General features: G+C 50.9%; 14 protein-coding genes and 1 other RNA gene. 14 read left to right on the forward strand and 1 reads right to left on the reverse strand.

Annotated features, from left to right (window positions below; translation table 11 throughout):
- Positions 1-1,067, reverse strand: a 1,067-nt coding sequence (locus AWJ19_RS06590) for a S8 family peptidase (protein WP_068722284.1), incomplete at its 3' end; no start/stop codon positions are given.
- Positions 1,068-1,425: 358 nt separating this feature from the next.
- On the opposite strand from AWJ19_RS06590, the gene rpoE reads away from it, so the two are divergent.
- The 14 genes from rpoE (at position 1,426) to AWJ19_RS06665 (ending at position 14,357) form a co-directional block, all read left to right on the forward strand.
- A complete protein-coding gene (gene rpoE / locus AWJ19_RS06600) occupies positions 1,426-1,983 on the forward strand; it encodes a DNA-directed RNA polymerase subunit delta (protein WP_068722289.1) in 558 nt (185 codons plus the stop codon).
- 392 nt (positions 1,984-2,375) lie between these two features.
- A complete protein-coding gene (locus AWJ19_RS06605; protein ID WP_068722291.1) occupies positions 2,376-3,983 on the forward strand; it encodes a CTP synthase in 1,608 nt (535 codons plus the stop codon).
- A 280-nt stretch (positions 3,984-4,263) separates the two neighbouring features.
- Complete coding sequence (locus tag AWJ19_RS06610) at positions 4,264-4,638, forward strand: response regulator (RefSeq protein ID WP_068722293.1); 375 nt, start codon at positions 4,264-4,266, stop codon at positions 4,636-4,638.
- A 221-nt stretch (positions 4,639-4,859) separates the two neighbouring features.
- A complete protein-coding gene (fba, locus tag AWJ19_RS06615; RefSeq protein ID WP_068722295.1) occupies positions 4,860-5,714 on the forward strand; it encodes a class II fructose-1,6-bisphosphate aldolase in 855 nt (284 codons plus the stop codon).
- 186 nt (positions 5,715-5,900) lie between these two features.
- Positions 5,901-7,154 (forward strand): UDP-N-acetylglucosamine 1-carboxyvinyltransferase, encoded by a 1,254-nt coding sequence (locus AWJ19_RS06620; RefSeq protein WP_068722296.1) that lies wholly within the window; start codon positions 5,901-5,903, stop codon positions 7,152-7,154.
- A 133-nt stretch (positions 7,155-7,287) separates the two neighbouring features.
- Positions 7,288-8,643: a transcription termination factor Rho gene (gene rho / locus AWJ19_RS06625; RefSeq protein WP_068722297.1), complete on the forward strand. Its 1,356-nt coding sequence runs from the start codon at positions 7,288-7,290 to the stop codon at positions 8,641-8,643.
- Between the two features lie 25 nt (positions 8,644-8,668).
- Complete coding sequence (locus AWJ19_RS06630) at positions 8,669-9,946, forward strand: radical SAM protein (RefSeq protein WP_068722299.1); 1,278 nt, start codon at positions 8,669-8,671, stop codon at positions 9,944-9,946.
- 123 nt (positions 9,947-10,069) lie between these two features.
- Positions 10,070-10,267: a 50S ribosomal protein L31 gene (gene rpmE / locus AWJ19_RS06635; protein WP_068722301.1), complete on the forward strand. Its 198-nt coding sequence runs from the start codon at positions 10,070-10,072 to the stop codon at positions 10,265-10,267.
- Positions 10,268-10,391: 124 nt separating this feature from the next.
- An RNA gene (gene ffs, locus AWJ19_RS06640) (signal recognition particle sRNA large type) lies at positions 10,392-10,660 on the forward strand.
- A gap of 135 nt (positions 10,661-10,795) precedes the next feature.
- On the forward strand, positions 10,796-12,574 hold the full coding sequence (gene dnaX, locus AWJ19_RS06645) for a DNA polymerase III subunit gamma/tau (RefSeq protein ID WP_068722303.1): 1,779 nt from the start codon (positions 10,796-10,798) through the stop codon (positions 12,572-12,574).
- Between the two features lie 48 nt (positions 12,575-12,622).
- Entirely contained in the window at positions 12,623-12,934 is a 312-nt protein-coding gene (locus AWJ19_RS06650) for a YbaB/EbfC family nucleoid-associated protein (protein ID WP_068722305.1), read from the forward strand.
- Between the two features lie 36 nt (positions 12,935-12,970).
- On the forward strand, positions 12,971-13,567 hold the full coding sequence (gene recR / locus AWJ19_RS06655) for a recombination mediator RecR (protein ID WP_068722307.1): 597 nt from the start codon (positions 12,971-12,973) through the stop codon (positions 13,565-13,567).
- Positions 13,568-13,795: 228 nt separating this feature from the next.
- Complete coding sequence (locus AWJ19_RS06660; protein WP_068722309.1) at positions 13,796-14,053, forward strand: hypothetical protein; 258 nt, start codon at positions 13,796-13,798, stop codon at positions 14,051-14,053.
- A gap of 40 nt (positions 14,054-14,093) precedes the next feature.
- Entirely contained in the window at positions 14,094-14,357 is a 264-nt protein-coding gene (locus tag AWJ19_RS06665; RefSeq protein ID WP_068722311.1) for a pro-sigmaK processing inhibitor BofA family protein, read from the forward strand.
- The last annotated feature ends 293 nt before the right edge of the window (positions 14,358-14,650 follow it).

Genomic DNA, 14,650 nt, shown 5'->3' on the forward strand with positions numbered 1-14,650 from the left:
AGCCGCACAGGCAGGGCCGTGCGGCGCAGCAATTGCTTCAGCTCGCGCGGCGTCAGCGCCGGACGCAGCGCGAGCAGCAGGGCCGCGGCACCGGTGACATGCGAGGTCGCCATGGAGGTGCCGCTCATTTCCTTGTAGCCCTCCCGCAGCCAGCAGGAGGGCACGCCCTCGCCGGGCCCGTATACGTCGATATACGGGCCGCGGTTGCTGAAGGCCGCGACGCGGTGCCTCCGGTCAAGGGCGCCGACGGCAATCGTCTCGGGATAGCGGGCCGGGTAATCCCCGCCCCGCTTGCCGTCGTTGCCGGAGGAGGCGATGATGGCGATTCCGGCCCGGTAGGCCTTGATCACCACATCATGCAGTGCCTTGCTCCGCGTCTTCATGCCGAAGCTCATATTGATGATGTCGATCTTGTTCTGGACGCACCAGTCGATGCCAAGCACAATGTCGGACACATAGGCAGAGCCGTTATGGTCAAAAGCCTTGACCGGATAGAGCAGGGCCCTCGGCGCCACGCCCATCATGCCGCGGGTGCCGCCTGCTGCGGCCAGCGTGCCTGCAATATGTGTACCGTGCCCGTTATCATCCAGCGGCAGCATGCCGCGGTGGAGCAGATTGACGCCGGAGGCGAGCGAATGCTTCAGATCGGGGTGCCGGTAATCGACCCCTGTGTCAATGACACCGATTTTCACATGGACGCCGGTGGATTTGGACCAGGCCTGGGGGGCATGAATCGCCTTCACGCCCCATGGCATCATCGCGGTACCTGTTTTTTCACCCGTCGCCAGGGAGTGAACCTGGATTCTGAGGTCTTCTTCTATGCTTAAGGAGGCGGCGAATTTGTCCATCAGCTTCTCCGCTCCTGCGGCCGGTACAAAAAAAGCCTGGATCAGACTTGAAACCTGCACCTGCCGCAGCCCCGGGCGCTTCGCCTTCAGGGATTTCCACTGTGACAGGGCTCCGGCATACTGGCGGTGATCATTGAAGGTCACAATGCGCCGCTCCGCATTTTTGGGGGCAGCCGAAATCTCCTCAAGCAGCAACTGCCAAAATCCGTAATAATCCATAGGTTACGCCGTCCCCTCCTCGCTGCCGTGCTGCCATATTGTATGAGGGGAGGCAGACGTCCGAATGGGAACTTGCCCTTTTTTAGCGAAATAGGCTGCCCATCGTGTCAAAAAGCGGAGCATCACATAAAATAAACAGAAGAGATCTTCAGTTCTCTTTGCAACATCCCGTAAGGAGCCGATCCTTGGCGTGGATACAGTCATGTGCGGAGGAATATCCTCCGCCTTTTTAATGACCGCAGGCATATTACATATTATTCCTGTTCATTTCCGTCTTCCTGCCGCATTTGACTTGCATTTTGCACTCAAATAGGTTTTACTTAGTTTTGTTAATATGCGTGAGAGGAAGTGTCCTTTAGTGAGTACGCCACTCAATTTAAAGCTGGACCCTGAGAAAGTTAAAGAAATGCCGATGGTCGACCTGGCCTTCCTGGTGCTCAAGGCGGCTAATACGCCTTATTATTACCGTGACCTTATGGTTGAAGTGGCCAAGCTGCGCGGTATGACCGAAGAACAAACCAACGATACGATTGCCCAGTTATATACCGAGATCAACATCGACGGGCGTTTTGCCTGTGTCGGAACCAACCTGTGGGGACTCAAACGCTGGTATCCGCTTGAGCGCTCCGATGATCCAGTCGGCAACTCCAAGCGTCCGCGAATCATCAACGATGAGGACGACGATCTGGAAGACGATGACTTCGCCGAAGAGGATGATAACTACTCTGCTGAGGAAGAGGATTTCGATGCGATCGACGAAGACCGCGACGACCTCTATTCCGACGACGACAGCGAAGAGGAAGTTGACGACGATGTGGTTATTGATGATGACGACATCGACGAAGACGAGGACGAAGAGGATTCTGAAGAAGATGACAATGGGGATACTGACGGCGGCGAAGACGACGATTATTAATATCGTAAGAAGGCTTAATTCCTCCCTTGACACGGGTGGTACCGCCAGAGTAAACTATTGCATGGGCTTCTAATGAAAGTTAATATGTTTTCTAAAATAAAAAGTGCCCCGGCTCTACGGGTGTCACTTTTTTTATTTTTTTAGATGGTTTTTCCGTGTTTTTCAAAATATCAGCAGTATAAGTCTAGGGACTTACACAGGTCTGATATTTCTTGCAGAAACGGATGCCGCCTTCCCTGAAGAACGGCGAAGCCGTTTCTACTTGGGTTGATCGCCTTGCATTTTGGCGGCGGAAGTAACTTTGGTTTCCCCCGGTTTGATGATGGAAAAAAGGGTTACGATAAACAGAAGCGTCGCCTGAATTTCTGGACTTTATTTAGGAGGGTTTTACAGTGACAAAGTATATTTTTGTAACGGGTGGCGTCGTGTCCTCCCTGGGCAAGGGCATTACAGCCGCTTCGCTGGGCCGGCTGCTCAAAAACAGAGGTCTTAAGGTGACAATCCAGAAATTCGATCCTTACATTAACGTAGACCCGGGGACAATGAGCCCTTATCAGCACGGGGAAGTATTTGTAACGGATGATGGTGCGGAGACAGACCTTGACCTTGGACACTACGAACGGTTTATTGACATTAATCTGTCCAAGAACAGCAACGTGACGACAGGTAAGATCTATTCCTCGGTCATCAGCAAAGAGCGGCGCGGTGAATACTTGGGAGGAACAGTTCAGGTTATCCCGCATATCACGAATGAAATCAAGGAACGCGTATTCCGTGCCGGACGTGAGACAGGCTCTGACGTAGTTATCACTGAAATCGGCGGTACCGTAGGGGACATCGAGAGTCTTCCGTTCATGGAAGCGATCCGTCAGATCAAGAGCGACATCGGCCGGGAGAATGTAATGTACATTCACGTGACCCTGATTCCTTATATCAAGGCTGCCGGTGAAGTGAAGACCAAACCGACACAGCACAGTGTAAAAGAGCTGCGCAGCATCGGAATTCAGCCGAATGTGATTGTATGCCGTACGGAATATCCTTTGACTGATGACATGAAGGCTAAGCTGGCCCTGTTCTGTGATATTGACAAGAATGCCGTAGTAGAGTGCCGCGATGCCTCCACTCTATATGAAGTTCCGCTGAATCTGCGCGACGAGGGCCTGGACGAAATCGTGGTCAACCACCTTAAGCTGACTACGCCGGCGCCGGATATGCGTGAGTGGGAGAGCATGCTGAGCCGGATTCAGCAGCTTGAGCGCACGGTTGAAATTGCCATTGTCGGTAAATATGTGGCGCTGCATGACGCTTATCTGAGTGTTGTGGAGTCTCTGTCCCACGCCGGCTTTGCAGCCAACGCAGAAGTCAAAATTCGCTGGGTTGACGCCGAGCTGATTACAGATGAGAATGTGGACGAGCTGCTTGGCGGCATCGGCGGTATCCTCGTTCCGGGCGGCTTCGGGGACCGCGGGATTGAAGGCAAAATTTCCGCAATCCGTTATGCGCGTGAGCAGTCCATTCCATTCTTCGGCATTTGCCTCGGGATGCAGGTTTCAGTAATCGAGTACGGCCGTTCCATTCTGGGACTGGCTGGTGCGAACAGCTCGGAGATCGATCCGGCTACACCGCATGCTTTGATCGACCTGCTGCCGGAGCAGAAGGATATTGAAGATATGGGCGGAACAATGCGCCTTGGCCTGTATCCATGCAAGTTGTTGCCGGATTCCCTGGCAATGTCCTGCTATGATGATGAGCTGGTGTATGAGCGCCACCGTCACCGGTATGAGTTTAACAATGCTTACCGCGATGAGATTGAAAAAGCGGGCCTGGTTATCTCCGGAACATCACCGGACGGACGCCTGGTCGAAATTGTGGAGCTTCCGGGACACCCTTGGTTCCTGGCAGTGCAGTTCCATCCGGAATTCACTTCCCGTCCGAACCGTCCGCAGCCGCTGTTCCGCGAGTTTGTCAAAGCTTCCCTGACGCATTCAGAGCAGCTGTAAGTCATAAATACACCATATGTATATGCTATACCGGTACTAATAGCCGGATGAAGGCCTCCGCAAGGAGGTCTTCTTTTGGATATAAAAGCAAAAATTACCGGACCCTGACACCGAATTACCACCATTTAATGGAATGTATTTACCCTTTTTATCCAATTAGCAGGATTTTGGCAACAAAGCACGAATTATAGGTTTCGTATAGACTGAACAGTCATAACGGGCCGTCAGCTGTGAGAGGGCGCGGCATAGACAATCTGCCTTATATCTGGGAGGGTATGATATGGAAAAGAGAAAAGTGTTAATCGTCGATGATCAGAACGGAATCCGGATTCTCCTGATGGAAGTGTTTAATAGCGAAGGGTATGTCACTTATCAGGCTGCTAACGGAAAAGCGGCGCTTGAAATCGTCCAGAAGGAATCCCCGGATCTGGTTCTGCTGGATATGAAAATCCCGGGTATGGACGGACTGGAAATCCTCAAGCATCTGAAAGAGCTCGATCCGGCTATAAAGGTTATTATGATGACGGCATATGGAGAGCTCGACATGATCAAGGAGGCAACAAAGCTTGGTGCACTAATGCATTTTACCAAACCGTTTGACATTGATGAAATGCGGGTGGCGGTAAATACGCACCTTCAGGGGCAAGCCGGTTAATATGCCGCAGTATTGTTGTTGTTAATGGTTTGGTGAGGGTCTTCTATGGATATGCTAAATCAGGATAAGCCTGCCCTTTTTAAGGGTTGGATAAATATCGTCCCACCGGGACATTTTTTTGTGTGCCCTATTTAGTATTTGACACAGGATGTGCTATAATAAGCCTGTATGTGATGTGGGCTTATATATAAGCAACCAACATTCTTAGGAGGATTGAAACCATGCCATTAGTATCGATGACTGACATGTTAAACAAAGCACTTGAAGGAAAATATGCAGTAGGCCAGTTCAACATTAACAACCTGGAGTGGACTCAGGCAATTCTTGGTGCAGCTGAAGAAGAGAAATCCCCGGTAATCCTTGGTGTTTCTGAAGGCGCTGCGCGTCACATGGGCGGATTCACTACTGTAGTGAAGATGGTTGAAGGACTTATTCACGACATGAAGATCACTGTTCCTGTTGCCATTCACCTGGACCACGGCTCCAGCTTTGACAAATGTAAAGACGCTATTGATGCCGGATTTACTTCCGTTATGATCGATGGTTCCCACCATCCAATCGCTGAAAATATCGAAATGACCAAAAAGGTTGTTGAATACGCACATGCTAAAGGCGTTTCCGTTGAAGCCGAAGTTGGTACTGTAGGCGGACAGGAAGATGACGTTATCGGCGGTATTCAATATGCAGACCTGAACGAGTGTATCGCTCTGGTTAAAGAAACAGGCGTTGATACTCTGGCTCCTGCGCTTGGTTCCGTACACGGCCCTTACCATGGCGAGCCTAACCTCGGATTCAAAGAAATGGAAGAAATTCGCGATGCTGTTAAGCTTCCGCTCGTTCTTCACGGCGGTACCGGTATTCCATTGCATGATATCCAGAAGTCCATCTCCCTGGGAACTTCCAAAATCAACGTAAACACTGAGAACCAGATTGCATTCGCAAAAGTGGTTCGCGAAGTGCTGGCTGCTAAACCGGATGCTTACGATCCTCGTACATTCATTGCACCAGGCCGTGAAGCTATCAAACAGACCGTTATCGGCAAAATCCGCGAATTCGGTTCCAGCAACAAAGCCTAAGCTGACTCGCCCCAGGCGGACAAGCTGTTCAATATTGTAGACCGTCTAATATGGATAATCTTTTTAATGAAACGTGTGCCGTCCTTATTCAAAGGGCGGCGCAGCCGTTTCTTCTTCACACTAATAAGCCACAGCAGGTATTGCCAGGGCAAGCTGCAATACACGTAGGGGGAAACAGATAATTCTATGGAAAAATTAATGATTGGCGGTGGACGTCCGCTAAAGGGCGTTGTAACCATCAGCGGAGCGAAGAATAGCGCGATCGCGCTTATTCCTGCGGCTATTTTAGCTGAATCTGAAGTTGTTCTGGATAATTTGCCGTCCCTAAGTGATGTAGCCGTTTACTCCGAAATTCTTGAAGAGCTTGGCGCGACTGTCTCCTGGACAGGCAGCCAGATGAGAATCGACCCCTCCCGTATTGTTTCCATTCCCATGCCTAACGGACCAGTCAAAAAACTTCGTGCTTCTTATTATATGATGGGAGCACTGCTCGGAAGATTTAAAGAGGCGACTATAGGTCTGCCTGGAGGCTGCAACTTCGAGCCCCGTCCGATTGATCAGCATATCAAGGGCTTTGAAGCACTTGGGGCAACCGTGACCAATGATCATGGTTCTATTCATCTGTATGCCAAGGAACTGCGCGGTGCAAAAATTTATTTAGACGTATCCAGCGTCGGTGCAACCATTAACATTATGCTGGCGGCTTCACGGGCCAAAGGCTCTACAATTATCGAAAATGCGGCCAAAGAGCCTGAGATTATAGATGTAGCTACCCTGCTGAACTCAATGGGCGCTGTTATTAAAGGCGCCGGTACAGAAACCATCCGGATTGAGGGCGTCACCGAGATGCATGGCTGCCGCCATTCCATCATTCCCGACCGGATCCAAGCTGGAACATACATGATTGCTGCGGCGGCAACGCGCGGTAATGTGCTGATAGATAATGTGATCCCTAAACACTTGGAGGCGCTGACCGCCAAGTTGCTGGAGATGGGGGTTGGTATTGAGGAGCTGGATGAGAGCATCCGCGTTATCGGCAGACCCAAATATGAGCATGTCGATGTAAAAGCGCTGATTTATCCGGGCTTCGCCACGGATCTGCAGTCCCCGATGACAAGTATGCTTACCCAGGCTGAAGGGGTCAGTGTATTAAGTGATTTCGTATACAGCAACCGGTTCAAGCATGTTCCCGAGCTGGTGCGTATGGGCGCAAAGATCCGTGTTGAAGGGCGTTCGGCCATTATTGAAGGCGGCAGGCTTAATGCAGCCAAAGTAAAAGCGGCTGATCTGCGTGCAGGTGCAGCGCTTGTTATTGCCGGATTGACTGTTGAAGACGGAATTACGGAAGTGACAGGCGTAGAGTATATCGACCGCGGTTACGACAACCTGGTAACGAATATGCGGGACCTTGGCGCTGAAATCTGGCGCGAGGAAGATTAAATCATAGGATTATCTGATTTTTGAAGGGGTTTTTGTGAATGTGCTGCATATCTCCTTCCAAATCGGGTAATCCTATCCTAATGAGCAATTTAATAGATTTATATTTTATAAAAATTGAATAGGTGGTTATTACATGGATCTTCAAATTTCCGATCTGGAAGAAATGAAGCTGACCGAGCTGTATAAGCTGGCCAAGAAATACCAGATTCCTTACTACGGACAGCTGAAGAAACGGGAGCTGATCTTCGCCATCCTCCGGGCACAGGCGGAGCAGAGCGGGCTGATGTTTATGGAAGGCGTGCTGGAAATTCTGCCGGAAGGCTACGGGTTCCTGAGGCCAATCAACTATTTGCCCAGTCCGGAGGATATTTACATTTCAGCCTCGCAAATCCGCAAATTTGATCTTAGAAGCGGCGATCTTGTATCAGGGAAATGCCGCACACCGAAAGAAAATGAACGGTACTTTGGTCTGCTTCAAGTTAATGCCGTTAACGGCGAGAATCCTGCCAGTGCAGCGGAACGCCTGCATTTCCCGGCGCTTACACCTCTTTATCCGCAAGACAAGCTGCCGCTTGAGACATCCCCTACCCATCTGTCTACCCGAATAATGGATTTGCTTGCTCCTGTAGGCCTGGGGCAGCGCGGTTTGATCGTAGCACCTCCCAAAGCAGGGAAAACGCTCCTCCTGAAAGAAATTGCCAACAGTATCTCCACTAACAATCCCGAGATTGAACTGTTTGTACTGCTGATTGATGAACGTCCCGAGGAAGTAACAGATATGCAGCGCTCGGTAAAAGGTGAGGTAGTTGCCTCTACATTTGATGAGCTGCCTGAGAATCATATCAAAGTTGCTGAGCTTGTGCTGCAGCGCGCTCTCCGTCTGGTTGAGCATAAGAAGGATGTTGTCATTCTGCTGGACAGCATTACACGGCTGGCACGTGCTTATAACCTTGTGGTTCCCCCATCCGGACGTACACTCAGCGGAGGTATTGATCCTGCAGCTTTCCATCGCCCTAAACGGTTCTTTGGTTCTGCGCGCAATGTGGAGGAGGGCGGAAGCCTGACGATTCTTGCTACAGCGCTGATTGATACCGGATCACGCATGGACGATATTATTTATGAGGAATTTAAAGGTACGGGCAATATGGAGCTTCACTTGGACCGCAAGCTGGCGGAACGCCGTATTTTCCCGGCTATCGACATCCGGCGTTCCGGAACACGCCGCGAAGAAGTGCTGCTGAGCAAGGAAGAACTGGATACTATCTGGGCTATCCGCAAGAATATGAACGAGTCGTATGACTTCGTGGAAGGCTTCCTCAAAAAGCTGCGTGACAGCAAGACCAACGCTGAATTCCTGGCCTCGTTCGATGTGGCCGGAAGCAAGGATTCGGCACCAAACGGTACTGCAAGCAGCGGCGGAACCTCCAATAGCGGTGCATCTGCACGGCGTACCTCACGGCCCAAGACACCTACTGTCCCTACAACCTGAGAATAGAGAATAAGAGGAGATTAACATGTATCTGGTATATGCCGATGAACAAGGAAATGTATATGATCATCCGGAGCTGTATGGTCTTGCCCGCAGCGGCGATATGATCGTTGAGATGCTGGAGGAGGAGCTGATTCCGCTCCCGGAAGGAGCCACCCTCGTGGGGTTGCCGAGCACCCGTGCAGTAGGCATGAATCCGGAGACGGGTGAAATGCTGCCGCTGCCGGAGGGGTCACAAGCGGTCGGTGCACTGCTGCCGCAGGGTTACACGAGACTGTGCCTTCCCGGCTATGTCAAAACAGACAAGTCCTATAAGCTTCCGCTCTTCGGCTATTCGGCTGTTGTGTGGAAAGACGGCGGCTTCTATGTTGCTGCAGATCCGACGGATGATCCGGAGAAGTGGAACCCCCTCAACTGTGACCGGGGAGAAGTGGAAGTAGGGGTAGGTGATTTGCGGGCTAAATACCCGGATAACCGCCTGTATGACCATCTCTCGAATTGTGCGCTCGGCTACGAATGCCTTACCTCCTCCAATACCTTTTTGGGCCGTTGGGAAGGAGCTGTCCCGGTTTCCTACTCGTGTAATGCCGGCTGCTTCGGCTGTATATCAGAACAGCCTGACGACAGCGGATTCGTCTCTCCGCAGACCCGGATGAACTTCCGGCCAACAGTGAACGAAATCTCCCAGGTCATGCTGGAGCACCTGAAGACACCGCAGTCCATTATCAGCTTCGGGCAGGGCTGCGAAGGTGAGCCTTCCACCCAGGCTAAGCTGATTATTGAAGCGATTCGTGAAGTCCGGGCAACTACAGATATGGGCTACATCAATATCAATACAAATGCCGGACTCAGTGACCACATCCGCGGGATTGTGGATGCAGGGCTTGACCTGATGCGGGTCAGCACCATCAGTGCGCTGGACGATCACTACAATGCCTATTACAAGCCGCGCGGATATACGCTTGCCAATGTAGAGAAGTCACTGAAATATGCAGCTTCCCAGGGTGTGTATACTTCCATTAACTATCTGATTTTCCCGGGAGTAACAGACCGGGAGGAAGAGATTGAAGCGATGGTTGAATTTTGCCGGCGTACCGATCTCAAGCTGATTCAGATGCGCAATCTTAATATTGATCCTGAGAGCTACCTGGGACTTATTCCTCCTGCCCGGGGGGAGATTCTGGGGATGAAGACCATGCTTGATATCTTCCGCGAGGAGCTGCCGGATGTAGTAATCGGCTCGTATACACATGTGCCTCCGGCTGAGCTCGCCCGGGTGAAGGAACGCCGCATCACACTCTGATCGGAATCCCGGATACTGTGTTCTAAAGATATTGCATTGTCCGCAATTTGGTGCTAAAATGTCGTTGTATGTCTAATAACTCTGGGTCCGCATGAGGCCTAGGGCAAGAGAGGTGAAATTGAAATGCAAGAAGCCATTCAACCGAAGTACCACGTTACTAATGTGACATGCGCTTGCGGCAACACTTTCGAATCCGGTTCTGTTAAGCAAGAACTGCGCGTCGAAATTTGCTCCAACTGCCATCCGTTCTTCACTGGCAAGCAGAAATTCCTGGATGCTGGTGGTCGTGTCGATAGATTCAAGAAGAAATACGGTATCTAATTACCAGCGCTGGGCTGCGGCTTAGCATTGGATGACTCCCCGGATGAAATATCCGGGGAGTTTTTATTTGCCACTTCCAGGGAGAGGTTGATTTTTACCGGGGTGTGAGCTATACTTATCTTCGCCGTGCTAGACGGGGAGGTAGCGGTGCCCTGTAACTCGCAATCCGCTGTAGCGAGGTTGAATTCCTGTTAGAGGTGCTGTCGATGTGAGGCCTTGGTTCCTATGGGCTGTGTTGACGGTTGGGTCCTCCGCAATGAGTGCTTGTGAACCTGGTCAGGTCCGGAAGGAAGCAGCCATAAGCAAGTTTACTCTTGTGCCGGAGGGTGGCCTAGCCCGAGCAGTTCCGTAGGGTTGCCGCTTGGATCGCAGTCATCAATAACAGGTGCACGGTTTAATATCAGCTAATAACAGCATCTTTGCCACAAGCGAAGATGCTTTTTGTTTTTGGTCAAAGTCTGATGAATATAGTATAATAAATTAGCGACAAATGCCGGAAAGCGGCAGTCTAAGAGAGGGTAATGCATAGTGGAACATATCGCGCTGTACCGTGCTTGGCGGCCGCAGTCGTTTCAGGACATGGTAGGGCAGCAGCACATTATCCAGACGCTGCAGAATGCAATCCGTGAACAGCGGGTCTCTCATGCCTACCTGTTCAGCGGCCCGCGGGGAACCGGCAAGACCAGTGCTGCCAAGGTGCTAGCCAAGGCGGTCAACTGTGAGCGCGGGCCGGGTCCGGAGCCGTGCAATGAATGTCCTTCCTGCCTAAGGATCACTTCGGGCAATATCATGGACGTTCAGGAGATTGATGCGGCGTCCAACCGCGGTGTTGAGGAAATACGCGACCTGCGGGATAAGGTGAAATACGCGCCTACCGAAGTACGCCGTAAAGTGTATATTATTGATGAAGTGCATATGCTGACAACAGAGGCGTTCAATGCCCTGTTGAAGACTTTGGAGGAGCCGCCTCCGCATGTAATGTTTATACTGGCCACGACAGAGCCTCATAAATTGCCGGCAACGATAATATCCCGCTGCCAGCGTTTTGATTTCCGCCGGGTATCTCTGGAGGAGCAGAGCGGCCGTCTGGCCGAGATCTGCCAGAAAGAGGGCATAACCGCAGATGCCGATGCGCTCCAGTATATCGCCAGGCTCTCCGACGGGGGGATGCGCGATGCGCTCAGCATACTGGATCAGATATCGTCCTTTACAGACGGCCAGGTGACCTATCAGCAGGTACTCGGCATGACCGGCGGCATTCCTTCCGAACAGTTCGCAAAGCTTGCCACTGCGATTCTTGAAGGAGATATGGGGCGGCTGCTGGAGCTGGTGGAGCAGCTTATGCAGGAAGGCAAGAGTGCGGATAAGTGTCTGGAGAATCTGCTGTATTATTTCAGGGATCTGCTGATGATCAAGATGGTCCCGGGTGCCGATAAGCTTACAGATCGTGTGCTTAATCCTGCAGAGTTCCGTGATATGGCCAATGGTTTCTCCCGTGAAAGGCTGTTTCAGATCGTTGAGACTTTAAACCGCTATCTTGGTGAGATGAAATATGCAACCCATCCCCAGACGCTCTTTGAGGTAGCTCTGATGAAGCTGTGCACCATGCAGCAGGAAGCTGTACCGCCGTTAGCAGCTTCTTCATCAGGTGCTGATGCTTTGCGGGAACCGGCGGCCGGCGGCCAGCCTGCAGCTGCGGGCGAACTGGAAGCCTTGAAGCGCCAGATTGCCGCGCTGGAGAAGAAGCTTGAGCAGGCTATTCAAGCAGGCGGAGTATCCGGGGGCGGACGGGATCAGGGTGGTGCGCAGCGCCAGACCCCTGCTGCAAGCCCGGCTCCGCGTGTCTCCTCATCCTCCAAGCTGCCTCCGCAGCTTGATAAATTCATTGCCAGTAAGGATAGCTCTGACTCTAATGCTGTTTATAAACAGTGGAGTACTGTGCTCCAGGCCGTGAAGGAAGAGCGGGTTACGGTTCACGCCTGGTTTGTTGACGGAGAGCCGGTATCGGTAATGGATGACGCGGTGCTGGTGGCTTTTAAGAATACAATCCACCGGGATACTACCGAGAAGCCGGCTAACAGGCAGGTGATCGAGAATGTATTTGCTTCGCGTCTGGGCAAGCCGTATCGCCTGGTGACAATGATGCTGCGTGACTGGAATGAGGCTTCGCAGAAATCAGCTGCCAAACCGGGAAGTGAGGAGCTGCGGCTGGAACATGAGCACGATGCCGCAGAAGATAAGAGTGAACCATGGATTGACGAGGCGATCCAGCTGTTTGGGGAAGACCTTGTTGTCATAAAGGAATAACCTTTAAGCCTATCAGCGCATAAGCGCATTCCAAAGGAGAGACGACCAATGAATAATATGAATCAAATGATGAAACAGGTTAAGAAAATGCAGGAGCAAATGCTCAAGGCACAGGAAGAGCTGGGCAGCAAAACGATCGAAGGGACATCCGGCGGCGGAGTAGTTACCGTACAGGTTAACGGACACAAAAAGTTACTGTCCATTCAGATCAAACCGGAAGCTGTAGATCCGGATGATGTTGAAATGCTGCAGGATCTTGTGATCACTGCTGTTAACGATGCGCTTACCAAAGCGGAAGAACTGGCTAACAATGACATGGGCAAATTCACTGGCGGAATGAAGATCCCGGGACTGTTCTAAGCCCGCTACACTCTAGCCTAAAGGAGAATCATCACTTTGTATTATCCAGAACCGCTAGCCAAGCTGATTGATGCTTTTACGCGCTTGCCCGGAATCGGGCCAAAGACAGCAGCCCGGCTGGCTTTTCATGTGCTACACATGAAAGAGGACGAAGTTATTGATTTTGCCAAGGCGCTGGTCAGCGTCAAACGAAATCTTCACTATTGCTCGGTCTGCTGTAATATTACCGATACCGATCCTTGCCGGATTTGCCAGGACAAAACCCGTGATTCCTCGGTCATCTGCGTGGTTCAGGAGTCCAAGGATCTTGTTGCCATCGAGCGGACCAAGGAGTTTGACGGCTATTATCATGTTCTGCAGGGGGCAATCTCTCCGATGGAGGGGATTGGTCCGGACGATATCCGGCTTAAAGAGCTCCTGACACGGCTGAGCGACGAAAGGGTCAAGGAGCTTATTATGGCAACCAACCCGAATATTGAAGGGGAAGCTACAGCTATGTACATTTCCCGTCTTGTCCGGCCATTTGATATCAGAATCACGAGAATAGCCCACGGATTGCCCGTAGGCGGCGACTTAGAGTATGCGGATGAAGTGACCTTGTCCAAAGCTTTGGAGGGCCGACGGGAGCTGTGAGGCGCCTTGTAACGGATATGCTATAGCTGTATGCAGAAGAGAAGCCCGCGGGGCTTCTTTTTTTTGTTTATAATCAAACGCTGGTCCTATTCTTTAAGTGTTGCCATCCGTGAGTTGAAGCTTTCTGCTTTTTGGTTCTAAGTTTGTCCTCCTGCCGATATGAATGAGAATATACAGCCATGCAGTTTGGCCTGCGGAAGCTGGATTTTTTATAAGGGGGAGTATAGTATGCGGTGGTGGGGGAGTGCCCGGCAGGAAAGCAGCGATAAAAGCTTCAGGGATTCTAGTGTGGATGAGGACTGGCGTGTATTCCTGGAGGTTCGTAATGCTCAGCTGGAGTGGGAGAGAGCGCACCTGATGTTTAATGAGGCCCTGGGCCAGGATCAGATTGATTACGCCATATTTATTCTTGAGGCTGCCGAACGTAAGTATCAGATCCATCTCAAGCACGCCAAAAGCCTGGGGATCAACCGTAGCCGGTTGTAATACCGCCAGATAATTTATAAGAGTGGGGGAGAGAAGTGGGATGCGGACAATTGCTTTAGCCGTACTGGTCGGATCGTTAATCATACTGGCCTTAATTGTATTCCGTAAAAAGCTGGGCTTGGGCTGGCTTACTGTATTCGGAACTCACCTGGTACTTGCGGCAGTGGGGATTTATATTGTTAATTTTTCGGGTCTGCTGACTGAAGTCTATATACCCATAAATCCGGCGACGATAGGCGCAGTAACGGTTTTAGGACTGCCGGGAGTACTGATGCTGCTTGGTTTAAAAATAACTTTGTTTTAAAGGTTGACGGGGCCTAAGGATTTATGGTACATTAATTCTCGGCCCTTCGGACAAGCTGATTATCAATAACTTGTTCAAAAGGAAAGCGAAAAAAGAAATTAAAAAAAACGCTTGACTTAATCGAAGGTGTTATGATATATTATAAAGGTCGCTGCTGACAAGCGCGACGCTGAAGAAAAGAAACAAATTGATCTTTGAAAACTGAACAACGAGTGAGTATCGGAAATCACTTCGGTGATTCCAAATTAGAGAATGTAACATTCTCGTCAGATGTTTCAAAATGAGCGAATCGC

Origin of the sequence: Paenibacillus sp. DMB5 (assembly GCF_001517085.1) — a bacterium.
In the GTDB taxonomy this organism is placed as follows: Bacteria; Bacillota; Bacilli; order Paenibacillales; family Paenibacillaceae; genus Paenibacillus_AQ.